This is a genomic window from Hyphomonas johnsonii MHS-2 (assembly GCF_000685275.1).
Classification (GTDB): Bacteria; Pseudomonadota; Alphaproteobacteria; order Caulobacterales; family Hyphomonadaceae; genus Hyphomonas; species Hyphomonas johnsonii.
Genome location: NZ_ARYK01000010.1, coordinates 12,857 through 38,149, shown reverse-complemented (window position 1 = coordinate 38,149; position 25,293 = coordinate 12,857). Strand labels below are relative to the sequence as shown.

The 25,293-nt window shown below is 62.6% G+C and carries 18 protein-coding genes; 4 read left to right on the top strand and 14 right to left on the bottom strand.

The window, feature by feature from the left end; all coding sequences use genetic code 11:
• Positions 1–2 precede the first annotated feature (2 nt).
• Complete coding sequence (locus HJO_RS15675) at positions 3–3,278, bottom strand: intermembrane phospholipid transport protein YdbH family protein (RefSeq protein WP_156945768.1); 3,276 nt, start codon at positions 3,276–3,278, stop codon at positions 3–5.
• A gap of 246 nt (positions 3,279–3,524) precedes the next feature.
• Between HJO_RS15675 and HJO_RS15670 the strand changes: the two genes are divergently transcribed.
• Together HJO_RS15670 and HJO_RS15665 are read left to right on the top strand one after the other, a co-directional pair.
• Entirely contained in the window at positions 3,525–4,898 is a 1,374-nt protein-coding gene (locus tag HJO_RS15670) for a M23 family metallopeptidase (RefSeq protein ID WP_241764769.1), read from the top strand.
• Between the two features lie 125 nt (positions 4,899–5,023).
• Complete coding sequence (locus HJO_RS15665; protein ID WP_084142105.1) at positions 5,024–6,391, top strand: M23 family metallopeptidase; 1,368 nt, start codon at positions 5,024–5,026, stop codon at positions 6,389–6,391.
• 19 nt (positions 6,392–6,410) lie between these two features.
• Here HJO_RS15665 and HJO_RS15660 read toward each other — a convergent pair whose 3' ends face one another.
• The 12 genes from HJO_RS15660 to HJO_RS15595 form a co-directional block, all read right to left on the bottom strand.
• Complete coding sequence (locus HJO_RS15660) at positions 6,411–8,126, bottom strand: alpha/beta hydrolase family protein (RefSeq protein WP_162173845.1); 1,716 nt, start codon at positions 8,124–8,126, stop codon at positions 6,411–6,413.
• Between the two features lie 329 nt (positions 8,127–8,455).
• Positions 8,456–11,071 (bottom strand): ATP-dependent chaperone ClpB, encoded by a 2,616-nt coding sequence (gene clpB, locus HJO_RS15655; RefSeq protein ID WP_035618846.1) that lies wholly within the window; start codon positions 11,069–11,071, stop codon positions 8,456–8,458.
• A 128-nt stretch (positions 11,072–11,199) separates the two neighbouring features.
• Positions 11,200–11,730, bottom strand: coding sequence for a GNAT family N-acetyltransferase (locus HJO_RS15650; RefSeq protein ID WP_162173844.1), 531 nt, complete (start codon positions 11,728–11,730; stop codon positions 11,200–11,202).
• Positions 11,731–11,760: 30 nt separating this feature from the next.
• Positions 11,761–12,486, bottom strand: a complete 726-nt coding sequence (locus tag HJO_RS17940; protein ID WP_084142128.1) for a DUF4167 domain-containing protein — start codon at positions 12,484–12,486, stop codon at positions 11,761–11,763.
• Positions 12,487–12,681: 195 nt separating this feature from the next.
• On the bottom strand, positions 12,682–13,518 hold the full coding sequence (prmC, locus tag HJO_RS15640; protein WP_035618844.1) for a peptide chain release factor N(5)-glutamine methyltransferase: 837 nt from the start codon (positions 13,516–13,518) through the stop codon (positions 12,682–12,684).
• 20 nt (positions 13,519–13,538) lie between these two features.
• Positions 13,539–14,615: a peptide chain release factor 1 gene (gene prfA / locus HJO_RS15635; protein ID WP_035618841.1), complete on the bottom strand. Its 1,077-nt coding sequence runs from the start codon at positions 14,613–14,615 to the stop codon at positions 13,539–13,541.
• Positions 14,616–14,676: 61 nt separating this feature from the next.
• Entirely contained in the window at positions 14,677–15,105 is a 429-nt protein-coding gene (locus HJO_RS15630) for an MAPEG family protein (protein WP_035618838.1), read from the bottom strand.
• Positions 15,096–16,427 carry an alpha/beta hydrolase family protein gene (locus HJO_RS17935; protein ID WP_051618700.1) on the bottom strand — a complete coding sequence of 444 codons (1,332 nt, stop codon included), beginning with the start codon at positions 16,425–16,427 and terminating at the stop codon, positions 15,096–15,098. Before HJO_RS17935 ends, HJO_RS15630 begins: the two co-directional genes overlap by 10 nt.
• Before the next feature lie 88 nt (positions 16,428–16,515).
• Positions 16,516–17,649, bottom strand: coding sequence for a flavodoxin-dependent (E)-4-hydroxy-3-methylbut-2-enyl-diphosphate synthase (gene ispG, locus HJO_RS15620; RefSeq protein WP_035618835.1), 1,134 nt, complete (start codon positions 17,647–17,649; stop codon positions 16,516–16,518).
• Positions 17,650–17,735: 86 nt separating this feature from the next.
• Positions 17,736–18,557, bottom strand: a complete 822-nt coding sequence (locus HJO_RS17930) for a helix-turn-helix domain-containing protein (RefSeq protein ID WP_162173843.1) — start codon at positions 18,555–18,557, stop codon at positions 17,736–17,738.
• Between the two features lie 244 nt (positions 18,558–18,801).
• A complete protein-coding gene (gene ptsP, locus HJO_RS15600) occupies positions 18,802–21,066 on the bottom strand; it encodes a phosphoenolpyruvate--protein phosphotransferase (protein ID WP_035618823.1) in 2,265 nt (754 codons plus the stop codon).
• A gap of 26 nt (positions 21,067–21,092) precedes the next feature.
• Positions 21,093–22,340, bottom strand: a complete 1,248-nt coding sequence (locus HJO_RS15595) for an aspartate kinase (protein ID WP_035618821.1) — start codon at positions 22,338–22,340, stop codon at positions 21,093–21,095.
• Between the two features lie 92 nt (positions 22,341–22,432).
• On the opposite strand from HJO_RS15595, the gene ubiG reads away from it, so the two are divergent.
• Together ubiG and HJO_RS15585 are read left to right on the top strand one after the other, a co-directional pair.
• The gene (gene ubiG / locus HJO_RS15590) at positions 22,433–23,209 is read left to right on the top strand and encodes a bifunctional 2-polyprenyl-6-hydroxyphenol methylase/3-demethylubiquinol 3-O-methyltransferase UbiG (RefSeq protein ID WP_035618819.1); all 777 of its coding nucleotides are present in this window, start codon (positions 22,433–22,435) and stop codon (positions 23,207–23,209) included.
• Positions 23,206–23,820 carry a DUF924 family protein gene (locus HJO_RS15585; RefSeq protein ID WP_035618817.1) on the top strand — a complete coding sequence of 205 codons (615 nt, stop codon included), beginning with the start codon at positions 23,206–23,208 and terminating at the stop codon, positions 23,818–23,820. Before ubiG ends, HJO_RS15585 begins: the two co-directional genes overlap by 4 nt.
• On the opposite strand, the gene HJO_RS15580 is transcribed toward HJO_RS15585, so the two are convergent.
• Positions 23,817–25,187 (bottom strand): MFS transporter, encoded by a 1,371-nt coding sequence (locus HJO_RS15580; RefSeq protein WP_084142095.1) that lies wholly within the window; start codon positions 25,185–25,187, stop codon positions 23,817–23,819. The genes HJO_RS15585 and HJO_RS15580 overlap by 4 nt on opposite strands.
• Positions 25,188–25,293: the final 106 nt, after the last annotated feature.

Below are 25,293 nucleotides of genomic sequence, written 5' to 3'. Positions count from 1 at the left end.
CCTCATTCACCTTTCGCATTGCTTTCCTGCTTCTTCTGGTCGTTGACCAGATCGACAATGACATCGACGAACTGGCCCTGCTGGCTGGAATAGCGTGTGGAATTCACGAGTTCCTGGAGGTTCGAATCGAATGTGAAGTTGAATTGGAAGGCCTGTCCCTTCGGCATTGTCAGCTTGTCGCCGAACGCCAGCGGCCTGGTATTCTTCCCCAGCAGGTGAACGCTGGCGACGGTCCGGTTTGTCAGGTCACCGGTCAGGCCAATTTCAAGAATCGAGAAATCAAGGTCGCGCAGCGCATCGAATGCGAGTCTCGCGTTGGAGTCGCTGCCGGCCGCCGCGTCGACGGCACCCCCCGTATAAGCAAGGTGACCACCTTTCTTGTCTGCTGACAGGCGGGCATCCCGCACCAGGACCTGGCTGCCTTCGAAGTCGACCGGGAAACGGCCGCTGACCGTGCCGGTCGCATCGACGTCAGGCAGCTTCAAAACCGCGATCAACTGGCTCAGGTCGATCGCCTGGGCCGCCACTTCAACGCGCTGGTTGGTGCCACCCAACGTCCATTTCAGGGGCGCGAGGGCAATGGTGCCACCGGCAAACGGGAAGGTTGCCGATTCCACGCCGATCACGCGGCCATTGTCGAGGTGGAACACCATTCGCCCGTCTGTGAGCGGGACGCCGATATTCATGGCCCCCACGGTGACAACCTGGGCGCGGTCGGTCGTCAGGCCGAGCAGGTCACTGAACCGGACATGGCCGTTCACCCCGTCGACGCGGCCCAGCCGGGTCGTCTGGAACCCGAAATCCGCGACCGTTACCTCGCCGGTGCCGGCGAGACGGCCCGAGTCGATATCAATATCGGCGAGCGCCGTGACCTCGCCACTGGCATAGGTGAAGGCACCGCGCAGGCGCTCCGACAGCATGACGGGCTGCAGGCTGCCGGGGCGGAACTGCAAGGGAAGCGAGCGGATCGCCGCCTTGCCCGTCAGCGCGACAATATCGAGATCGAGCGTCGTATTGGCCACGATGTAACCATCCTTCTTCAGGCTGAGCGGGCCTGTCATGGTCATGTGGCCGTCCTTCAGGGTCGCCGAGAAGTCAGCCGTCAGTGGCGCGTAGAGCGGGTCCTCGATGTCGTCCCGGATCAGCACGCCAGATGCGCTGAGGCTGCCCGACACACTGCGGGCGCCGCTGGTGCCGTCGAACTGGAAACTGTCTGCGGATACGTGCGCAGGGATCAAGCTGCCGGTAAAATCCGTCGCCCCGAGGCGGGCTGACAATTTGGGCGCGCCCTTGCCTGTTGCCACGCCCATGCGCGGCGCCTTGCCGGAGATGCCCAGTGTGCGGTCGCCAATGTCCAGCGGCAGGTCGAGCGTATCGCCGCGGATCGTCATGGCCAGCCCGCCATTTGACGACCAGTCGATGATTGCATTGGCGAGATCGACCGTACCGGACGTCGCCCCGCTTGCGAACGGCAGGCTGAAGGCACCCAGCCTTACCGCACCGCTCGGCGCGCCAGTCCGATCGTGCACGAACACACCGCCTTCGGGGCAGACGTCCGTGCTCAGCTGCTTGACGCGGATGCTGCCGAAATCAAAGCCTTGCGTGGAAAGGTCGAAGCATTTCGTGGCTTCCGGCCTGACATCCCATTTGCCGTCATGACGCTGGGCACGGATCCCGCCGGAAAGGCGCGTCGAGTCCAGCGCGAAACCCGAAACCATGCCGGACAGCGCCATCCATCCGCGGCCAAAGACAGTGAGGTCGCCTTGGCCGCTCTCCAGTCCAAACGTGCTGAGGTCGGCCGACAGCGTGCGCCCGCCCGCCGCCCAGGGCTTGAGGCGCAGGGCTTCGGCGCTGATCCTGAAACCGCTGTCAGTCAGGTCCGCACTGCCCAGTTCCAGCACAAGGTCCGGCGCACCGCCGCCACCAAGCACGATCGTGCCTCCACCGTGCCTGTCAGTGCCCCGGATCGCCAGCCACGGGGCATCGTCAGGCGGTGTGACGGTGGCGTGCAGGCCCGAGGCTGCCGCCAACTCGGTCGTCTGGCGGCTGGTGAAGGTGATTTCGCCGTCCTTGCGGCCGGTGCTGAATTCCGTCGTGAGGCTGAAATCCTGCAAGGCCCTGTCGACGGCGCCGCGCAGGCGTATCCCGTGGTCTGCAAGGGGGCCGGGAAACATGATCGGCGCGGTCAGGGCGCTTCGCAGGGCCGGAGTCAGGCCGACACCGGATGCCGTGGCCGGGCCGGAAAAGAGCAGTCCGCCTTCTGACGTCCGGCTGGCAACGCCACGCACCGAAAGCGCACGGCTCTGGCCCTGCGGCGCCGAGGCGCTCGCCGCCGCGACCGTGACAGGCCCGCCAATATTTCCGGCATCACCCTTGAGATCAGCCTCCATGTGCAGCTGTGCCGCGCCGAAGCCCGCCATGGAAAAGGTCGCCGCATCAACCTGGAAGACACCCGTCCTGAGCGCCGCAAGCACATCATTGATCGACATGCCCGGAAACTCGGTAAACGTCGCGGTGCCGTCCGTATGCCCCTGTTTCACTTCGCCGCCGGGGAACAGGGCATCGGCGACCGAACTGGTCCATTCCAGGCGCATCGGTCCGGTGCCAGCCGCGTCAGCGTCAATCGTTGCGTCAAGTTTCGCATCATGGATCGACAGGCCGTCCACGTCGGCCCGCTCCAGGACCAGCGACGCCTTGCCGGCAATACGGCCCTGGTCGGCAGTCATGTCGACGATGCCTTTCGACCATGAGAATTCCGATCCGTTGCCCTTCAGGGCCGCCGGCGTCATTGCCAGATGCAATTCACCCTTTTGCGGGAATGTTCCGTTTACGGAGATGGCAGCCGACAAGGTGCCGGCCTCGGTCTCCAGGAAAACCTGTCCGCCGGTGACGTCGATCGGCGGCATATTGAATCTGGAACCACCACCGCCGGACGAACCGGCCAGATTCTCCAGGCCGTAAAAACGCACGCCCTTTGCATCCAGCGTTCCGCGCACGACCGGCGTCTCGACGACTATCCCCGTGACCTCCGGCGAAAACAGGCCTGCCCAGCCAAGCGCAGCGCTGACTTCTGCTGCGCGGAATGGCACGTCACCACCAGCGCCGACCTTCAGGTCGCGGAGCGTCGCGCCGTCCAGTCCGAGCCGGACGACCGTGGTCTCGCAGACGAGGCCCCGGTCAGCGCACCAGGATTTCACCACCTGCTCTGCAATCGTTTTCCGGGCGACCCAGCCAAGGATGCCGCCCAGGACCAGAACCAGCGCAACACCGATGAGCACCCGGCGCACCCAGCGTGCGGGCCTTGCCGGCTGCTGGCCAACCGTTTGCCCTAAATTTTTGTCATCTGTTGCGTTCACTGTGAGTTCCGGCTTGCATCTTGCTTGTGATGGTACCTAGGGTCTTAATAAGGCAAGAAGGCCAAAATGGTGCGTGTTCTGGATTCTTTAACACGCAAATGACAAAATGGATGCCTGACCAATCGAACCATTTCGAGATTGACGCAGGGATATGACGGGAAGTTGCGCGTGAAAGAAGTCACCGAAACCAAACCCCAGCTGGAGCACCAGCCCAAGCGGAACCTTTCGCAGGGACTGAAGAGTCTCGCGGTTCTTTTCGTGCTGGGAACAGCGTCCGCCATTGCCGGTCTCGTCATGGTCGATCCTGCAGGCCAGCCAACCCACGGCACCGCCGCCGCCGCAACGCCGCCGCCGCTCGCCACCACGCTCCTCAGCGCCACCGACCTGACTGACCCTGTGGTGCTCGAGCACAAGACCGGCACGCTGAAATCGCGCCAGACACTCACCGATCTGGTCGTCGGCCTTGGCGCCAGCCACCAGGACGCCAACAGCGCCCTGCAAACACTCTATTCCGGCGAAATGCTGGATGCCCGTCGCCTCCGCCCGGGGCTCGTCGCAGAAGCCTATCTCGACGGCGACACCCTGAAGGCGCTGTCCATTCGGGCCGAACCTGACCGGTCATTGCTGATCACGCGTGAACAGGACGGTGCGTGGTCTGCCGCCGCCCTCAATGCCCGCCTGACACCCAGCTACAAGCGCGTTGCCGCCGCAATCGACACGTCGATCTACGAAACCGCCCGCAGCCTCGGCGCGGGCGACCAGCAGGTTGTCGATTTTGCGGATGCTTTCGCATATGACGTTGATTTTCAACGTGAAATTTACCCAGGCGACCGGTTCGAAATCGTCTACGAAACCTTCGTCGATGAACATGGCAATCCGGTCAAATCCGGAGACGTCGTGTTTGCCTCACTCGATGGGCAGGCCCTGTCGCGTGACTTTTACCGGTTCACGCCGAGTGACGACCAGGTGCCCGACTATTTCGACAGTCGCGGTGAAAGCGCCACGAAATTCCTGATGAAAACCCCGATCAACGGCGCCCGCCTCTCCTCGTCCTTCGGGAAGCGCCGGCATCCGATTTCGGGTTACACCCGCCTGCACAAGGGGACCGATTTTGCAGCCCCGAGCGGCACGCCGGTGTTCGCTGCCGGACACGGAATTGTCGAACGGGCCAGCCGCTATGGCGGCTATGGCAACTACGTCAAGATCAAGCACGCCAATGGCTATGTGACGGCCTATGCGCACCTGTCCCGGTACGGCAAGGGCATGAAATCCGGCAGGCGCGTGCGCCAGGGCGATGTCATCGGCTATGTCGGCTCGACCGGCGCCTCTACCGGCCCGCACCTTCATTACGAAGTCTATATCAAGGGCGTGCCCGTCAACGCCATGCGGCTGAAACTGCCGACCGGTCGAAAACTGGCCGAGTCCCCTGACATGCTCTCCGAATTTGCCGCCCGGAAAGCCGAAATCGACCAGATTCGGGCCGATCTGGGGGCCAATATTGGCACAGCCCGGCTGGTATCGGTCTCTACCGCGACCCCCTGATACGTCCCTTGGGGCGAGTATCCGCCGAAAAATTCGCGTCGTTGATGCAGTTCTGGCCCGCTTCTTGCTGATCTGATCCCTTGTATTGCACCTGGCCACAACTGGCCTTTGCGAGGGGAATCCACATGGCAAAGTCGCCCAGTAAACGGCCGGTATCGGTTAACCGCTCGCTCAGCCCGTATCATACGCTTGAGCGCGTCGTGGCCGGCATGGTGATCCTTGGCATGCTTGGATTGTTCCTGCTCGTGCGCCCCACACCACCGGAAGAGCCGGGCAACGGAAACGCCGCGCAGGCCATGCTCGATTTCCGCAGCAACCTGCCGGAAACCTCAACGGCCCAGAAGATCGGCCAGGTCACGGCGGGCGCAGCGGCGGCGGACGTGCTCGAAGTGCTGGGCGCCAGCGTTGAAGAAGCTGAAGCGGCCGTTAGCGCCCTGCGCGAGACCGGCCTTGTCGATCGCAAACGCATGAGACCGGGCACGGCGCTGACCGCCTATTTCGACGAAAGCACACTGGACGGTGACGCAGCGCGCCTGATCGCAGTGTCGATCAAGCCGGACAAGAAGAATACGCTGCTGGCCACCCGCCAGGCCGATGACAGCTTCTTTGTCAGTGTCCTGACCGCACGGATCATGACGTCCCACCGCCGCGTGGCCGGGACGATCAAGACCCGCCTCGCTGATGCCCTGATCGAAGGAAAGGGCAACCAGGCGCATGCCGCCGCGTTTGCTGCCCTGTTTCCCGACGATCCCGATCTTGCGTCCGGCGGCCGTCCGGGCGAGCGGTTCGATGCCGTCTTCGAGATTGCCGAAGACGAACGCGGCAATTTCCTGGAAAATGGCGACCTCGTCTTTGCAGCGTTCAACGGCGAGACGAGCCGAGGCAGCTGGTATCGCTACACGCCAGGCGATACGGGCCGGACGGAATTCTTTGACGCTGACGGCGTCGCCGCCCAGCCCTTCCTGACCCGTTACCCCATCGGTCATGTGCCGATCAATTCCGGGTTCGGTCAGCGGTACCATCCGTTGACGGGGCAATTGCACCTGCATACGGGCGTCGACTTTCGGGCCCGGCGCGGCACCCCCGTCAGGGCCGGTGGGGATGGCGTGATCGAGCGGATGGAATTCAGTGACGGGTATGGCCGCAACGTGCGCATCCAGCACAAGCGCGGCTATGGAACGCTCTACGCGCACCTGTCGGGCTTTGCGCCGGGGATAAAGGCGGGTGATTCAGTCCGGAAGGGCGATGTCATCGGCTATGTCGGCGACACCGGTTCGGCGACGGGCGCACACCTGCACTACGAAATCCGCCGCAACGGGCGCTACCTGAACCCGATGACTCTCGATCTTCCCTCCGGCAGGAACCTGGCCACCCAACCGGGCGAGTATGCCGAGTTCCTGGCCCAGAAGGCAAAGATCGATGTATTGCGCGGCGCAACTGTCTCGCCAACCATGGCCGCAGCGACCCTGGTCACGGCGCCGGTCACACCCTGACCCGCCACTGTGCCTGGCCTCAGTTTGCCGGCACATGACTATGCAGGAATTCGAGCGTATCTGACAGGACATCATAACGCGCACGCGTCGAGCGAAGGTAATGGTCTTCGCCGGCAATCCTGACCATCGTCACGTCCGCAACGCCCTTCGCGGCTCGCTCCAGCTGCTCACTCTGCTCGATCGGGACTGTCGAATCTTCCTCACTTGCAATCAGCAATACAGGTGCCTTCAGTTCTGCCACCCTCTGCACCGGCGTGATGGAAGACCGGGCAGCCGGACTGTCGAAGCGCCCCGAACCAAGGAAGCGCTCCATCCCATTCACGGCGAAGCTTCCATACCGGTAATCTGCCAATAATCCGAACGGGCTGGTGACCGGGTTCACAGCCACCACGCATTGTACAGCCGCACTATCGTGCAATGCCGCCATCAATGCGGAATAGCCTCCATAACTCGCCCCCACGACACACGTCCGGCCCGCCTCTGCCAGTCCCTGGGCCTGGGCCCACGTCTCTGCGTCCAGGACATCCGTCACCATCTTGTCGCCGTACTCTCCGAACCCGGCGTCGCGGAATCCTGTACCGTACCCGGTTGAGCCCCGGAAATTGGGTTGGATCACGGCATATCCCGCGGCGGCAAGGCCTTGTGCCCACCAGTCAAATGTCGATGTGTCGTGCGCCTCCGGCCCGCCGTGAGGCAACAAGACGAGTGGGAAAGGTCCATCGTCTCGCGTCTTGCCGGGCGGCAGGGTCAGGTAGCCCGGGATCGTCAGTCCGTCGCGCGCGGCATACGATATGTGTTCGATCGTTCCCAGGGGACGATCGTCCAGATGCGGCGCCTTGTTGCCAAGGGGAGAGAGCGCCCCGATGCCCGGCTGGAATGTATAATACGCAACGGGCTTGCCGGGAAAGTCGACGCGAATGACGCTTTCCGAGCGATCATCTGTCCATGATTCCAGCGTGACGGACGCACCCGGCATCGCCGACCTGACGGCGGCAAGTTGAGATTGAAGCGCCGGATCCTCGAACACCTGTTCGGTCGTTTCCCCGGAATATTCAAATCCGACCACCCGCAGGGATCGCGCATCGACGACAGGCGATACAGTGCCCCCGGCAGACCCGGTTTCCATGGCCGCAAGAGAGCCGTCTGCCAGCGACAACCGGTGCAGGCCGTACGGTTCGCCTTCCTGCAGGAAGATGATCAGGTTGTTGCCGGATGTATCAAGCCCCCAAAGGGAAACCGGATTGAAGGAAACGTCGTCCCGCTGGAACAGAACCTGGTTACCTTTTGTAATGCTCACCGAGTGCAATCCGCGGCCGATATCCTTGTACCGAAGTTCAGCCACCATCTTCCCGTCGGCTGCATGCACCGCATCCACGACAAACCGCCCGTCGGAATCCACCTGCCTGGACGTACCCTTTTTCAGATCAGTTTTCATGACGTAGTACGCGAATCGATCTGCATTCTTTGTGCGCACCCGCCCCGGTTCTTTGTCATGCACCTCCGAAACAACGGAAAACATGACCTTGTCCGGATCGTCGGGGTCGATCGCCACGAGATTGTTTGTATCCACCCAACTGCGGTTGTCCTTCAACAGCATCACGGGTTTCTTGTCGGTCAGGTTAAAGGCAATCGCGCGTTCGAAGGCGTAGTCCTCCTTTCCCGAACTGACTTGCAGCGTCTCGAAAATCTCGATGTCGAGGATCAGCGTGTCGGCATTCGCCCAGTAGTGACGCATGAGCCGCGCATCCTGAATCACCGGCAAGAGGATCGGCGCCTCGGCCGAATCCAATGGAAAAATACACAAGGATGGCTTCAGTTCAGGCGAACACTCGACGGCGAGATAGCGGCCATCTGGTGAAATCTGCGGATCACCGATCGCATCGGCACGTCCAAACAATTCCGCGATATCATTAGCGCTTTCGGCTCCGGCAGCGCCACAAAGACAAAAGACACTCATCCCGGCCGCGGCCAGAAATTTCAAAGGGCTCAAGGTTTTTCTCCCGCACAGCTAGCAAATATTGCTACCCGTGCGGGAGTAATAGTTCAAGTCGGCATTTGTGGCGCCTAGTTCAATGCCACTCGTCCCTTGGCGAAATCGTTCGGTACGCCGTTGATCGAGAGCATGTCGCCTTCGACATCGACGTGGATCGTCTCGCCGTCTGCGATCCGCCCCTCCAGCAGCAGACGCGCGAGCGGATCCTGGATTTCCTTCTGGATCACGCGCTTCAGCGGGCGTGCCCCATAGACGGGATCATAACCACGGGCGGCAAGCCAGTTGCGCGCATCGAGGCTGAGGTCCAGCTTCATCTTCCGGTCCTTCAGCAACTCTTCGAGGCGCTCCATCTGGATATCGACGATATGGTCGATCTCACCACGCCCGAGGCGTTTGAAGAAGACGATCTCGTCGAGCCGGTTGATGAATTCGGGCCGGAAATGCATCCGGATCGCGCTCATCACGCTTTCGCGGGCCGACTCCGAAATCTCGCCTTCATCACCGCTCGCCAGGGCGTCTGCGCCGAGGTTGGAGGTCATGATGATCAGTGTGTTCTTGAAATCGACCGTCCGGCCCTGACCGTCTGTCAGGCGACCATCATCCAGCACCTGGAGCAGCGTGTTGAACAGGTCCGGGTGGGCCTTTTCGACTTCGTCGAACAGGATCACCTGGTAGGGACGCCGCCGCACGGATTCCGTCAGTGCACCGCCTTCATCATACCCGACATAGCCCGGCGGCGCGCCGATCAGGCGGGCAACCGAGTGCTTCTCGGAATATTCCGACATGTCGAGCCGAAGGATCGCGGTGTCATCGTCGAACATGAATTCGGCGAGCGCCTTGGTAAGCTCAGTCTTGCCGACGCCCGTCGGACCAACGAACAGGAACGAGCCGATCGGCCGGTTGGGATCCTGCAGGCCGGCGCGCGCACGGCGAACCGCATTGGACACGGCTTCAAGCGCGGCGTCCTGGCCGACGACCCGCTTGCGCAGGGCATCTTCCATTTTCAACAGCTTGTCCCGCTCGCCTTCCATCATCTTGTCGACCGGGATGCCGGTCCACTTCGACACGACAGCCGCGATGTGCTCGGGCCGCACGACTTCCGACACAAGGCCGTCTTCGGCATCCTCGGAGCCTTCGACGTCGCGGATCTGCTTTTCAAGCTCCGGGATGGTCGCGAATTTCAATTCGGACGCACGGGTCAGGTCACCCGTCCGCTGGGCTTCCGCCATGTCGGCATAGGCGCGGTCGAGCTGTTCCTTGGCCGTGGCCGTGCCTTTCAGCTTGTTCTTCTCCGCCGACCAGGCTGAGGTCAGTTCGTCGGACTTCGCCTGGAGTTCGCTGATATCGCCTTCCAGCGTCTTCAGGCGATCCTTCGACGCGGCATCTTTCTCGCGTTTCAGGGCCTCTGCCTCGATCTTCAGCTGCAGGAGGCGCCGATCGATTTCGTCGAGCTCTTCCGGTTTGGAATCGATCTGCATGCGCAGGCGCGCAGAGGCTTCGTCCATCAGGTCGATCGCCTTGTCAGGCAGGAACCGGTCCGTGATGTAACGGTTGGACAGTGTCGCTGCCGATACGATGGCGGCATCCGACACGCGGACACCATGGTGGGCCTCGTAGCGGGCTTTCAGGCCACGCAGGATGGAGATCGTGTCTTCAACCGAGGGCTCGTCGACAAACACCGCCATGAAACGGCGGGCGAGGGCCGCGTCGCCTTCGACATATTTGCGATATTCATCCAGCGTCGTCGCGCCGACACAGTGCAGCTCGCCACGCGCAAGCGCGGGTTTCAGGAGGTTGGACGCATCCATCGCCCCGTCGGCCTTGCCGGCACCGACCAGTGTATGCATCTCGTCGATGAACAGGATGACGCCACCCGCGGCCTGCTGCACTTCGTTCAGCACGGCTTTCAGGCGCTCCTCGAACTCGCCGCGGAATTTCGCCCCTGCGATCAGTGCGCCCATGTCGAGCGCAAGCAGGCGCTTGTCTTTGAGGCTTTCGGGAACGTCGCCGTTCACGATGCGCAGGGCCAGGCCTTCGGCGATCGCCGTCTTGCCGACGCCGGGTTCGCCGATCAGGACCGGGTTGTTTTTCGAGCGGCGGGAGAGAACCTGGATCGTGCGGCGGATCTCCTCGTCGCGGCCGATGACCGGGTCGAGCTTGCCGTCGCGGGCATCCTTCGTGAAATCACGCGTGTATTTCTTCAGCGCCTCATAGCCTTCTTCGGCGTTCTCGCTGTCTGCCGTTCGGCCCTGGCGAAGTTCGCCGATTGCTGTCTCGAGGGCTTTCGGCGTTACACCGGAACTGCGCAGCGCGTCGGCGGCGGCGTCTCCGGACAAGCCTGCAATCGCCGACAGCAACCGCTCTGTGGTGACGAATGAATCTCCCGCCTTTTTGGCATCAGCTTCGGCATCCTGGAAAAGCTTGGCGCCGGATTGTTCAAGGCGCAGGCCGGTATTCGAGCCGGTCACTTTCGGCAGTTTCGCCAGCGCCGCATCGACATCCTGCACCAGCAGTTCAGGCCGGCCTCCGGCCGCCCGGACGAGATTGACCGCGAGCTGGTCGCGATCGTCGAGCATGGTCTTGAGAATGTGTGCCGGTGTCAGCGCCTGATGGCCGCTCGCCAGAGCGAGAGTCTGGGCGCCCTGGACAACTGCGCGTGCGCGTTCGGTATATTGGTCGATATTCATGTATCATCCCCTTGTGTAGGCAGATCGGTTCATGGTGACAGACACCCCGCTCAGCGGCAGCGTCCATGCGATGAACTGGATTTGGGGAGTTGAGGCGGCCAGTACAAGCCGCTGGACCTGTACCTGCGTCAATCGCGCCGCAGAATGTGGTCCCGGTCCACTCGCTCGCCGACCGGAAAATCGTATTCGCCGACCTTGAGAAATCCGTGTCGTGCGTAGAACCGCTGGGCTGCCGCGTTGCCGGACCAGACGCCGAGAAAAAGGGGCGGACGGCCTTGCGCTTCCACCCAATCGATCACGCATTGCATGAGGGTCGCCCCGATCCCGGCCGAAAGCGTATCGGGATCCACATAGAGGCGCCGGAGCTGCAGTGCGCCATCCGGCATGGGATCGACAGGCAGGTCGCACGGACTCGCCTGCGCGTAGCCCGAGAGCTTGCCTTGAGGCGTCTCCGCGACCCAGACGGGGCGGTCCGCGCGGACGACCGCGTGTCGCCAGGACTCAAGCGTATAGTTTGCGGTCAGGAAGGCCTGCAGGTCACGTTCGCTATACAGGCTGCCGAACGCCGCCACGAATGACGAGATGGCGAGGTCACGCAGATTGCCTGCGTCGCCGGGACGGGCGAGCCTCGTACTGATATCGGACCGTGTACTGGACAAGGCGTCGACGCCCCCCCAGGCCGCTGCGATTTAGGCCGCCGAATCGTCGGACTGTGCCGTTTCGGCTTCCGACGCGGCCTTGCGCCGGCCACGCGACAGGGTTTTCATCACCCCATCCGTCACGGCTGCCGGTTCATCGGCCGTTTCCTTGGCCGCGTCCTTGGCTGTTTCCTTGGTTGCTTCCTTGGCACGATAAGGCTTGCGGCGGGTCTTCGGGCGCTCTGCTGCAGGCTTGTCTTCTACACCCGGCGCCTTTTCGGACGTTGCGGCCTCATCCGCGCCGTCGTCTGCGTCGATGACCTTGAGCGGTTCGCGCCGGCTGGATTCCCGTTGCTGATCAGCGGACTCATCGTCGCGAGCAGGTCGCGCGGACTCTTGCGAGTCGCTGTTCTGGTCGCTGTTGTCTGACGCGTCATTGTCATTCGAGTCATTGTTGTTGGTGTCGCGGTCATCACGCCGGTTGTCCCGGTCATCGCGATTTGTCCGCGGTTGTTGCTGGCGATCCTTCGCCTCAACCTGTTTGGCGACAATGCGCTGATAATGCTCGGCAAACTGAAAATAAGCCTCAGACAATACGCGGTCGCCGCTCGTGTGGGCGTCCCGGGCATATTGCTGGTACTTTTCGAGAACCTGCTGCGCAGACCCACGAATTTTCACATCCGGCCCGACACTTTCATAGTGGCGGTTCGGGTTGCTGTGATTGTTGCTGTTATTATTGCCGCCAGAACGGCGATTGCGCCCACGTGAGCGTTTCATGAATGTGTATCCCGTTTCATGCGCCTGCTTTTCCGACAGGCAATTCCCAACGCAATGGCCCAAAGAATGCTGGCCTAGCCCCTTATTTGCGCGAGTCTGACGAGGGTGGACCAATTGCTGTCGCAAGCGGCTTCCAACACCTCACGCATAGGTTCTAACCTGTATCATGCGCTACGCCAAGCAGAAATGTGAGCGTCAGCTCTCGGCCTGGAAGGCCCAGACGACCCGGTCATTGCCGGCCAGGTCTCTGCTGCTGCCCAGGCCGATGAAGCCGGCGTCCGCCATCAGGCCGGAAACGGACGATCTCTGGTCGAACCCGATTTCGAATACGATGGGCACGCCTGCCCGGAGCCCCGCCCGCGCAAGCATCACGATTTCGCGATAGGCCGCCAGGCCGTCCTCGCCACCATCAAGGGCGTCCAGGGGATCGTGAAGCCTGACTTCCGGGTCGAGCGACGCGATGGTCGCCGCGTTGATATAAGGTGGGTTGGAGATCACCAGGTCGACATCCGCCCAACCGGTCCATTCCGTCCAGCTGCCGGTCAGGATGCGCGCCCGGTTGCCCAACCCGAGCCGTTCGACATTCTCGCGCGCAAGGTCTGCCGCGTCGGAACTCGCGTCCAGGCCTATGCCCGTCAGTTCGGTGCGGGTCGCAAGCAGGGCGGCCAGCAGGCATCCCGACCCCGTCCCGAGGTCCACCACACGCGCGTCCCGCCCCTCCGGCAGCAACGCCAGGGCCGCCTCCACCACCACTTCGCTGTCAGCTCTCGGCACAAGCGCACGCCGGTCCGACACCAGGTCCAGGCCGAAGAAGGACGCCGTCCGGGCAATGTGCTGGAAGGGTTCGCGCGCCGCGCGCCGGGCGACAATGGCGTGGAATGTATCTGCGAGGCTCGCGGGAACCGGTTGGTGGCCACGGATGATCAGGTCGGATGTGGTGAGGCCTGACGCCACCGCCATCAGGAGCCGCGCTTCGCGCTGCGGCGCTTCGATACCGGCATCCCTCAACCGCCGGGACGCTTCAGCAAGTATCGCCGTGTAGGTCGTCCGGATCAGGTGTCCGCCTCCATTGCCGAAAGCTTGCGCGCCTGGTCTTCAGTGATCAGCGCCTCGATGACGTCGTTGAGCTTGTCGCCGGTGATGATCCGGTCGAGCGAATAGAGTGTCAGGCCGATCCGGTGATCGGTGACCCGGTTTTCAGGATAGTTGTAGGTGCGCACCTTCTGGCTCCGGTCGCCGGAGCCGATCTGGCTCGCCCGCGCCTCGGCCCGCTCCGCATCCTTGGCCGAACGCTCGCGCTCGTAGAGACGGATCTTCAGCTGATCCATCGCCTTTTCACGGTTCACGTGCTGGGACTTCTCCGAGCTCGTGGCCACGAGACCGGTTGGCAGGTGCGTGATGCGGACAGCCGAGTCGGTCGTGTTCACGTGCTGGCCGCCTGCGCCGGACGAGCGCATCGTATCGATACGGATGTCTTCCGGGCGAATGTCGATCTCGACATTCTCTGGCGCCGGAAGCACCGCGACCGTCGCTGCCGACGTATGGATCCGCCCCTGCGTTTCGGTTGCCGGCACGCGCTGCACCCGGTGCACGCCGCTCTCCCACTTCATGTGCCCGAACACGCCATCGCCGGAGACATTGGCAACCAGTTCCTTGTAACCGCCCGCGTCGCCCTCCGCCGCATCGACGATATCCACCTTCCAGCCCATGAGCTGGAAGTAGCGCGAATACATGCGGAACAGGTCGCCGGCGAACAGGGCTGCTTCGTCGCCGCCCGTTCCTGCGCGAAGTTCGATGACGATGTCGGCCTTGTCGTCGACATCCTTCGGCAGCAGCAGGACCTGAACCTCCTGTTCAAGGTCCGGCAGGCGCTCGCGCAGGTTGTCGACTTCGTCGCGGGCCAGTTCCACCATGTCGGGGTCGCCGCTCGAGACGAGCGCTTCGGCCTCTTTGAGTTCCGTTCGCGCCGAGATCAGCTCGCGCGCCTTTTCGACGACCGGCTTCAGCTCGGCATATTCTTTCGACAGCGCGATGATCTCTGCGGTTTCGGTTGCCGCGCCCATGCGCGCTTCGACCTGTTCGAACCGGTCGATGACCTGTTGCAGGCGGGAGGGTGAAATAGTGGCCATGGCCGCCCTTTAGAGCGGTTTTGGAGGCGCGTGAAGCGCCTCCGCTGCCACATTCCGTCGTCTAGAGGAAAATCCGCATGACTTCGCGGCCCGCCATGACGAACAAGGTGAGCGATGCGAGCGCGAAAACCATGAAGCGCAAGGTCACGTTTGGCTGCAGAACCTGGACGAACGAATGGACCACACGCAGCCCGACATAGATCCAGGCCAGCACGACCATGAAATGACCTTCGCCACCCGTCATCGCGGCAAAGAACATGAGAGCGTAGAAGATCGTCGGTTGTTCGTGCAGGTGATTGTAATTGTCGGCCGCCGAACGGACATTCGCCGGCATCTTGTCAACATAGGTGCCGGGATGCCGGGCATCGTCCGGATTGATCTTGGCCTTCTGCATTGCGGGAATGCGGGTGGCGTACATCCACAGCCACATCACCAGCGTCCAGCAGACCAGGGCCAGTACGGGTTTAAGAAGTTCAACAGTTACGGACATTGTGCGCCTCCCTCAGCGTTGTTTTCCTGAGAGTTTAGAGTGCAATCTGCAGTTTGAACAGAAGATTCAATTTCCCCCGGGTCATTGAAATGGGCGCTGAGAAACGTCGTGAACGCGTCGATGTCTTTCGAAACGATGCTGTGCCCGCCAGCACGCAGCCAATAGGACAGCGCGTCGGATGGCAGGAAATCCTTCATGCCGGTTGCTGTCATGCCGGTCGTCCCGTCGGCCTTGTAGACCGCCGAGGCCGCTTCGGCCGACCGGAACGTCGAGTTCGGGTCCGACCAGACGTCTCGGCGCCCATTCCCCAAAAGCACAGGTGTCGGCGCCAGCAGGGCGAGCAACTCGTGCTGGTCGACTGGCAGGGTCGACGGGTCGTCGAGATAGGCCTGCGCCTGGGGCGCCACCCAGTGAGGATATGATTTCGCCATCCGTGCGAGGCCTTCGCCAGCCGTCGACCGTGACAGCGCCGCGCCGGCAAAGCCGGACTGGTGTGCGATCACCGCATCCACGCGGCGGTCCCACACGCCGGTGATCAGGGCGGACTTAGCGTGGCGGGAATGTCCCATAAGCGCCGTACGGCTCGCGTCGATGCGGGGATCGGCCTCCAGCACGTCCAGGGCAGCGGAAAACCCGTAGGCCCAGGCCATCAGCGTGCTGGTTGGATTTACCGGGCCGCCCAGATTGGCCATCACTGCCTGCGCCTCGCCATTCTTGTCGGGCACAAGTTCGGACGCGTAGAAACTGGCATAGGCGAGGCCGGCATCGAAATAGCGCTCGACGGGCGCCAGGGCGATATAGGTGCCGAAAATGCTCGTCGCGGCCATTCCCACGACGCCGTCCATTTCCGACCCGTCGCAAGGCAGCCCGTTCGTCGCCGTCACCGCAGTGTCCGGAAACACAGAACAGTTGGTTGAAAAGGTCTGGCTGATGACCACCGGCGACGGTGCGTCGGCTTTCGGGAAGGCCGCGACCAGGTGAAACAGTCTGGCACCCGCGCCGCTGCCGATGGTAATCTCAGCCTCTTCCAGGGTTCCGCGCCCGTTCAGGTAATCAGGCTCGATGACCCGCCAGCCGCTCGCCGATACCGGCATGCCTGCAGGCCATGGCCCGTAGAGCGCGTCTTCGAATTTCGTTTTAAGTGCGTCTCGCGCCGTCTCTCGACCTGAAATCGCGGCAACATCAATCGGTGGAACGGGAACCGGTTTGTTCGCGACTTCGAGACTCGCGTAATTCAGGCCGAGCATTGTGCAGTTCGACATGATGAGCGCAGTGACACCGATCACGAGGAGCAGCGGAATCCGCTTCAGGAACCAGATCATTCAGGGACCACCCTTCCGGCCAAATAGACGCTGTGCCGGAGTCTTAGCGCCATTTTCGGTTTTGGGCAGTCTCTTCTCGAAACCGTGGCTACTCGGCAGCGATGCCAGCCGTTTCGCGCGCCTCGCGCAACTTCTCCGCCTTGGCTTCCACCGCAGCGACGATTTCCTCGACCATCGTGGCATTGCCGACCTTGTGGTCAGGCTTGCCGGCCGCGTACATCATCCCGGATTCGCCGCCGCCGCCAGTGAACCCAAGATCGGTCATGGCCGCTTCACCCGGCCCGTTCACGACACAGCCGATGATCGACAACGAGATCGGCTCGGTGATGTGCGCCAGGCGTTTCTCCAGAATCTCGACAGTCGAGATCACGTCGAAGCCCTGCCGTGCACAGCTTGGGCACGCGATGATATTCACACCCCGCGTGCGCAGGCCGAGGGATTTCAGCATCTCGTAGCCGACTTTCACCTCCTCGACCGGGTCTGCCGACAGGGACACACGGATCGTGTCGCCGATCCCGGCCCACAGCAGGTTGCCCATGCCGATTGCAGACTTCACCGTGCCGGTCCGAAGGCCGCCGGCTTCCGTAATGCCGAGATGCAGGGGGGCATCAGTGGCTTCGGCCAGTTTCTGGTAGGCGGCGACCGTCATGAACATGTCGGACGCCTTCACGCTGATCTTGTATTCGTGGAATCCGAGATCATCGAGAATAAGGGCATGGTCCAGCGCGCTTTCCACCATCGCGTCCGGGCACGGCTCGCCGTACTTTTCCAGCAGGTGGCGCTCAAGCGAACCGCCATTCACGCCGATCCGCATGGAACAGCCATTGGCGCGGGCGGCCGCGACCACCTCCTTCACGCGGGCAAGCGACCCGATATTGCCTGGATTGATGCGCAGGCAGGCAGCGCCGGCGTCAGCCGCTTCAACGCCGCGTTTGTAGTGAAAATGTATGTCCGCAACGATCGGCGCGTCGACATTCTGCACGATTTCGCGCAGCGCCGCCGTCGATGCCTGATCCGGGCAAGACACACGGACAATGTCGGCGCCCGCCTGCTCCATGCGACGAATCTGGGCGATTGTCGCGCCGGCATCATGCGTGAGTGTGTTGGTCATCGACTGCACGGCAATCGGCGCGTCACCCCCGACCTCGACCGAACCGACGCGAATCTTGCGCGACACGCGTCGGTCGATGTTGCGCCAGGGCCGGATAGGATTGTGGGTCATGAGACGTCGGTCTCCCTGCAAGTCACCATGGGCCTGATGTGGCGTGCCGGATGCACGACGTAAAGGCCCCATTTCGCCGCGCAGGCTCAGCGCGTCGCCTTGCTCGCACCGTTGGATGCAACCGTCGGTGAAGCAATTTCTGCTGCTTCCACCAGTTTCTGGTCGACACTCACCGAGAACACAGCCCCACCGTCCGGACCCAGCGGTCCGACCACGGCATCGCCAACGCGCCATTCGAACGAGCCGCCATCACGCGCTGAAACCGTCCAGCCGGCATCAAGCCTCGGAAAATAGCTTTCCCCGGCAGCCATCACCCGACTGCGGAAAATCGTGCCGTCAGCACCGCGCACCTCGAGCCATCCCTGGCGCAGGGCCACCAGTTGCAGCTGCAGGTTGGTCGGCAGCGGCCGGCTTGTCGTTTCGGCGTCCTCGAACAGGCTGTGGCGGCCGCCGTTCACGGCGACGATGGCCGGCGCGGGCGCCAGTTCCTTCTGCGGCTTGACGATCTGGGTGATCGTGACCGCGCCACCTGCCACCAGTACCAGTGCAGCAGCGGCGGCGGCCATCATCGGCAGTTTTGATTTCTGTGGAGTGATATCGCCGATCTTCGGCACCGGTGCGGATGATTTCACGTCCGCGACAGCCCCGCATTCATGTGTGTATCGCGCGATGACTTCGGCGTCTGGCAGGCCGAGTTCGCCGGAATAGGCACGCAGGTAGGGTGTAAGATACCCCTTCGGGATCTGGCCGATTTCCATCCGCTCGATCCACATCAGGAAATCCTGCCGCAAAAGCGACTTGCGCGAGACATCTGCGATCTCGAGGCCGAGCGCTTCGCGGACGCGGCGCAGGACCTGTCCCATCCGCAGCGTTTCACCGTTGAATTCCCGCGAATTGAAGATTGCCATGGCACTCGCCCGTTCAGGCGCCTGCTCGGGCACGTTCTGGCGCGGCCGTGACACGTCCACATCGTCGAGTGAACGATGCGTATCGTTCCCGGTTGCGGCTGATCCTGCCCCTGCGGAAGGCCCGAATGCGTCAGGAGTCTCGTCGTGTCCCATATTCTTCCAATCCAGCTGCCCACGGGGAAGTTCGTCCCCAAGACGAGCAAGTTCTGGTCCACAAACATGGTATATTGAGGGCCGGAACGTTTCAAGCGTCGGACAATTGCACACCATGATCAGAGGCTAAGGCTAACACTTGGTTACGGAACGCTGTGTCCGGTGCGTCGAGGGCTGCCAGGAAGTCCTTCCGGAACGCTGCCAGGTCAAGCGAACGGACCATGCGCTTGACCGGACCGATGGAGGCCGCAGGCATCGAGAGGTTGAGAAAGCCCAGTGCGATGAAACACAAGGCGGAAATGGGTGAGGCGGTGGCTTCTCCACACGCCGACATGCGTATCGAATGGTCGATACAGGTCTGCGAAACCAGCTTCAGGAAGCGCAGTGCTGCCGGACTGACGAGGTCATAACGGTCAGACACCGATGGCGTCATGCGGTCTGCGGCGAAAAAGAACTGCATCAGGTCGTTCGTGCCGACCGACAGGAAATCCACTTCTCCGGCCAATTCGGTCAGGCTGAACGCCAGGGCCGGCGTCTCCAGCATCACGCCGACTTCGAGGCGGCTTGGCGTCTTGCCTGTCCGCGACAGGGTCCACGCCACTTCCTTCATCAGCAGCTCACGCGCTTCGAAGAACTCACCGGGCGTCGTGACCATCGGGAACATGACAGTCAGCGGGTCGGTGCCCGCAGCCCGGACCAGCGCCCGCAGCTGCCGGCGGAAAAGGCCCTTGTGATCAAGGGCGAACCGGACTGACCGCCAGCCAAGCGCAGGATTCTCCTCTCGCGCCGTATTGAGCGCCGGCAGCACCTTGTCACCGCCGAGATCGACCGTCCTGAAGATCACCGGCTTGCCGGCCGCCCGATCCAGGACCCGCCGGTAGAGCGCGACCTGGTCGTCGAGGCGCGGCAGGGTTTCGGACACGAGAAACTGGAACTCTGTCCGGAACAATCCGACACCATCTGCGCCGGCCTGCTCGAGCATGTCGAGGTCAAGATCGAGACCGGCATTGAGGTACAGCTTGACGTCGGTGCCGTCTTTCGTACGCGCTGGCAGGTCACGAAGGGCCGCATAGCCTGCCTGGCGTTCCGACCGGATGGCGACCCGGCCCTTGTAGGCATCATACAGGCTGTCGTCCGGGCGGATATGAAGCCTGCCCTGCTCGGCATCCACAATGACCCAGTCGCCCTGGTCGATCCGGCTTGTCAGGCCTTCGATCCCGCCCAGCGTGGGGATGCCCAGGGCCCGCGCCACAATGGCAGCGTGCGACGACACTGCCGCCTCTTCCATCAGGATCGCGCGCAGCCCGGTATTCGAATATTCCAGCAGTTCGGCAGGCCCGAGGCGCCTTGCCACCAGCACGCTGCGTTCCTCGCTGATCTGCGGACGTCCATCTTCGCCGCCGAGGATGCGCAGGAGCCGGTTGTCCAGGTCTTCAAGGTCATTCAGCCGTTCGCGCAGGTAGGGGTCGCGGGCACTTTGCAGGCGCGCCCTGTGCTCGCGACGGGCCCGGTCGACCGACGCCTCCGCGGACAAGCCCGACCGGATGCCTTCCCGCATCTTCTCGGCCCAGGACGGATCGTGCGCCAGCAGGCGATAGGTCTCCATCACATCCCGCGGATCGTCGCCCAGCGCAGCGCCATCGAGGGCCAGCATCTGGTCGATCGACGCCTTCAGGCCGACCAGCGCTTCGGACAGGCGAGCGGCCTCCAGCGTCTGGTCCGCAGCGAAGAACTTTGCCGCCGGCACGACGGGATCGTGAAGGACTGCGCGGCCGTAGCCGAGGCCCTCGCAAAGGACACGGCCATGCAGGGACGCAAGATTGCGCTCCCGTTTGGAGTCCACGCCGTTCGATATGTGTTCCGGGTCCATGCGATCGACGATCTCGGCCAGCACCATCGCAATGGTCTGCAATGTGTCGATCTCGTCGTCGCCATAGGCGCGCTCCGTCCTGTTCTGGACAGTCAGGACGCCAAGGACACGCCCGCCGCGCAGGATCGGCATGCCCAGGAAGGCGTGGAACGGGTCTTCTCCAGTTTCCGGGCGGTAGGAGAATGCAGGGTGGCGTGGGGCATTCTGGATCGCCATCGCCTCGCCGCGGCGCGCGACAAGGCCGACCAGGCCTTCATTGGGTGCCAGGCGCGTGGCCGATACGGCTTCCGGCTTCAAACCTTCGGTGGCAATCAGCAGCAGCCCGCCATCGGACAGGCGCAAATAGACCGAGCAGACGTCCGCGACCATCGTGGACGCGATCAGCCTGACCACCTGATCCAGCCTGAACCGCGTGTCGCCATCCTCCGCCATCACCTGGCGAAGCCGGTTCATCAGGAGACGCGTGGCCGGCAAGTTGTAAGGCATGACTCTCCTGAGTTTCGCAGTGCCGATTACACGGCGTCAAGGCCGAACGCGGTGTGCAGGGCACGCACGGCAAGCTCGGTGTAGGGGGCGGCTATGAGAACCGAAATCTTGATTTCCGATGTCGAGATGACGTCGATATTGATGCCTTTTTCGTACAGGGCCGTGAACATGGTTTCGGCGACACCCGTGTGGCTTTTCATGCCGACGCCGATGATTGATATCTTGGAGACGTCCCGCGTAACTTCAAGTTGCTGGTACCCAATGTCCGCCGCCATGTTTTCAAGCGTTTCCTTGGCAATCGGGCTGTCTCGGTCCGTGCAGGTGAACACCATGTTGGCCCGTTCCGGGCCGCGCGCATTAGCCTGGACGATCATGTCCACATTGACCCCGGCATGCGCCAGCGCCGAGAAGATCTTCGCCGAGACGCCCGGTTTGTCGGCGACGCCATAAAGCGTCACTTTCGCCTCGTCCCGCGAATAGGCAACACCGCTAACGACCTGTTTTTCCACGATTTCTTCCTCTGAGCAGACAAGTGTTCCCGGATTGGGCACGCCCGGCTTCAAAAAGCTGGAGAGCACCCGGACCGGAACGTTATGATTCATCGCGAGTTCCACAGAACGTGTCTGCAGCACTTTCGCGCCGAGAGATGCCATTTCCAGCATTTCCTCATAGGAAATTTTCGCAATCCGCTGCGCTTTGGGCACCATTCGGGGGTCGGTGGTATAAACGCCGTCAACATCCGTATAGATGTCGCAGACGGTGGCGTTGAGCGCAGCGGCCACCGCGACGGCGCTGGTGTCGGACCCGCCCCGTCCCAGGGTGGCAACGCGGTCATCGTCCGTGACGCCCTGAAAGCCCGCGATAACAGCGATCTCGCCGCGGTCCACCGATTCCGGCAGGCCGCTATTGTCAAAGCCCAGTATCCGCGCCCGGCTATGATCGCCATCCGTCTTCATGCGCAATTGCCAGCCCAGCCAGCTGCGCGCCTTCAGGCCCCGCCGTCTCAGGGCAAGCGCAAGCAGGCCGGCGGTGACCTGTTCGCCCGAGGCGACGACGACATCATATTCGTCATCGAAATTCTCGCGGGCAAGACCATCGCCCGCCGCGCCTTCAGCATAGGCGACCAGCTTGTTGGTTTCGCCCGCCATCGCGGAAACCACGACGGCCATGTGCTCGCCCAGGGCCGCGCGGCTGGCCACAATGTCTGCCACGTTGGCGATCCGGTCGAGATCGCCGACAGATGTGCCGCCAAATTTTAGAACCGTACGCGCCATTTCACCCCATATCCTGTAAACTGAAGGGATTGCCCTCTATATCCGCCGTCTTAGGGTGAAGTTCAGCGCGGATCAAACAGGAACGCTAAACGATGGTGAAAACAATCGAAGGCTCCCGCACGGCTCCTCGGACGCCAAGCATCGACTCCGACGAGGTCGCCAAGTTCTCGGCGATGGCGGCCGACTGGTGGAACCCGACCGGAAAATTCAAGCCGCTGCACAAGTTCAATCCTGTCCGGCTCGGCTTTATCCGGGAGACAGCAGAGCGCCACTTCGCCATTGCCCCCGGCGCGCTTGCCCCGCTGAAGGGCCTGCGCCTGCTCGACATCGGGTGCGGCGGCGGCCTCGCCTGCGAACCCATGTCGCGCCTCGGCGCTGACGTGGTCGGCGTCGACGCGTCGGAATCCAATATCAAGACCGCGCTCACGCATGCCCGCGAACAAGGGCTCGATATCGACTATCGCGCCGGAACAGCCGAGGGCCTGATCGACGGCGGAGAAAAGCCCTTCGACATCGTGCTGAACCTCGAAGTCGTCGAGCACGTCGCAGATGCGCACGCCTTCCTGAAGGATACCGCCTCTCTGGTGCGGCCTGGCGGCCTGATGATCGTCGCCACCCTGAACCGGACGGCCAAGGCCCTCGCAACCGCCGTGATCGGCGCGGAATACGTGCTTGGCTGGCTGCCGCGCGGCACCCATGACTGGTCCAAGTTCGTGACGCCCGACGAAGTACACACTGCGCTCGCCGCTGCCGGCATGACCCCTCAGGCGCCAACCGGCGTATCCTACAAGCCGCTTTCGGACAGCTGGACCCTCTCCTCGGACACGGCGGTGAACTACATGACCGTCGCGACACGGCCGGCAGAATGACAGACCTGCCCCAGCCATCCGACGTTCTCGAGTTCTGGATCGGTGACGCGTCCCGCTCCGGTGAGGCCGCCAAGGCGCGGAACAAGGTCTGGTTCGCCAAGTCCGACGACACGGACGCGCAGATCAGGACGCGGTTCCTGACGCTTCTCGAAACGCTTTCGGCAGGCCCTCTGGCCTACGACTGGGCGGCCAGGGGGGCGCGCGAAAGGCTCGCCGCAATCATTGTCCTCGACCAGTTCAGCCGCAACATTTTCCGCAACAGCCCCCGTGCCTTCGCCCAGGATGCGCTGGCCCTGCGCCTCTGCAAGGATGGCCTGTCACGCCGAGAGGACCTGTCCCTGCCGGAAGCCGACCGGATCTTCTTCTACCTCCCGCTCGAGCATTCCGAAGACACCGGAGACCAGGCGCGGGCCATCGAAATGTTCACGGCCCTGAACCGCGACGCGCGGGATGATTTCAGGAAGCTGACCGAATCGACGCTCGAATACGCCTATTCCCACCAGTCGGTCATCGAGCAATTTGGCAGGTTCCCGCACAGGAACGCAGTCCTTGCGCGTACGTCCACGCCTGCCGAGCTGGCTTACATTGCAACGCCGGGAAGTGGCTTCTAGTCCAGCGTCTGCGGACCGCGCGGATCGAGGCTGCGCGCCACGTCCTGCTGCATCGCCCGGGACAGCGGGTACGTCCATGACGCGATCGACGCGCAGAGATAGAGGCCGGCAGGCAGCAGGCAGAAGATGATGAGCAGGCCATTGATCGCCTCGGGAGAGTTTCCCGGGCCCGGGTGGAATCCCGCGAGCTGGCCCACCATCAGGTAGCCGACCCCGAACGCCAGGCTCGAGCCGATCTTGTAGGCGCTTGTCAGGATCGAATAGTAGATTCCCGCGCGGTTTTCGCCCGTGCGCGACGTGTGCCATTCCACCACGTCGGCGGTCATCGAACGTGTCAGCACGATCGGCGCACTGAACGCGGTGCCATTGACCACCGCCCCGATGAACAGCGGCCAGAAGCCGCCAGTCTGCCCGAGAATGAAATACAGGATATAGCTCACCGCAGACGTCAGCGTCGCCGCCCGGAATGCGATGTTCTTTTCCGTCCGCCGCGCAAGCATCAACCATAGCGGCATGGCCGCCACCGCGACGATGAAGAACACCATCAGGATCAGGCTGGCCTGCCCGTCGCTCAGCTCGAAAACGTATTCAGCAACGAAGAGATAGTTGGACGCCGTGACGGCAATGGCGGTGCCCGCAAACAATTCCATCAGCAACAGGCGCCCGAACAGCTGGTTCTTCACCGCTGCCCAGATCGGCTTCAGCTCGAACTTCATGGCGTGGCCCTTGTCGCCGGGCACCGGCCTGTCCGGCACGAAGAAGAACGCCAGGGCGCCCGCAATCGGCAGGGACACCAGCAGGACATAGCCCATCACCGCGACCTGTCCGAAACGGTCCAGCTTGAAGCCCAACAGGGGCAGCAGTGCCGGCAGCGCCAGCAATGTCAGCATCGACAGCGTGCTCACGATCTCCGGCCAGAGGAACAGCCGCGACCGTTCGTCATAGGTATTGGCGATGGCAGGAACCCAGGCGGATCGCGACGTCTGCAGCAGGGTAAAGCCGACATAGAAAACCAGCATCCAGCCCACGAAATAGCCCGGTCCGGCACCGGTTCGTGGCGGCAGGTAAACGAAATAGGTGGCAATCGCCAGGATCGGTACGCTGAGCAGGATCCAGTGGCGCACCCGGCCGAGCGGGCTGCGATACCTGTCCACCATGTAACCCATCACGGGGTCGGTGAAGATGTCCCAGAACCGCAGCAGCATGAACAGGAGACCGGTAAGTTCGAGCCCGAGTCCCACCTCCTTCGCATACAGCGGCGACAGGTAGACCGCGAGTGGCAGGCCAACGCCCGCCAACGGAATACTGAGACTCGAAAACGCGAGTACTCTCGGCAGGGACAGGCGTCGGGACGGCGCTTCACTCATCTCTGTATCGTGCCCACTGAAATCGTGACGGCCAAGTCATTTTTTTACCCTGCAAAGTCTTGACGGGCGCCGCCGGAGCCGCAACCGTCCTGTTCAAACTGAACGA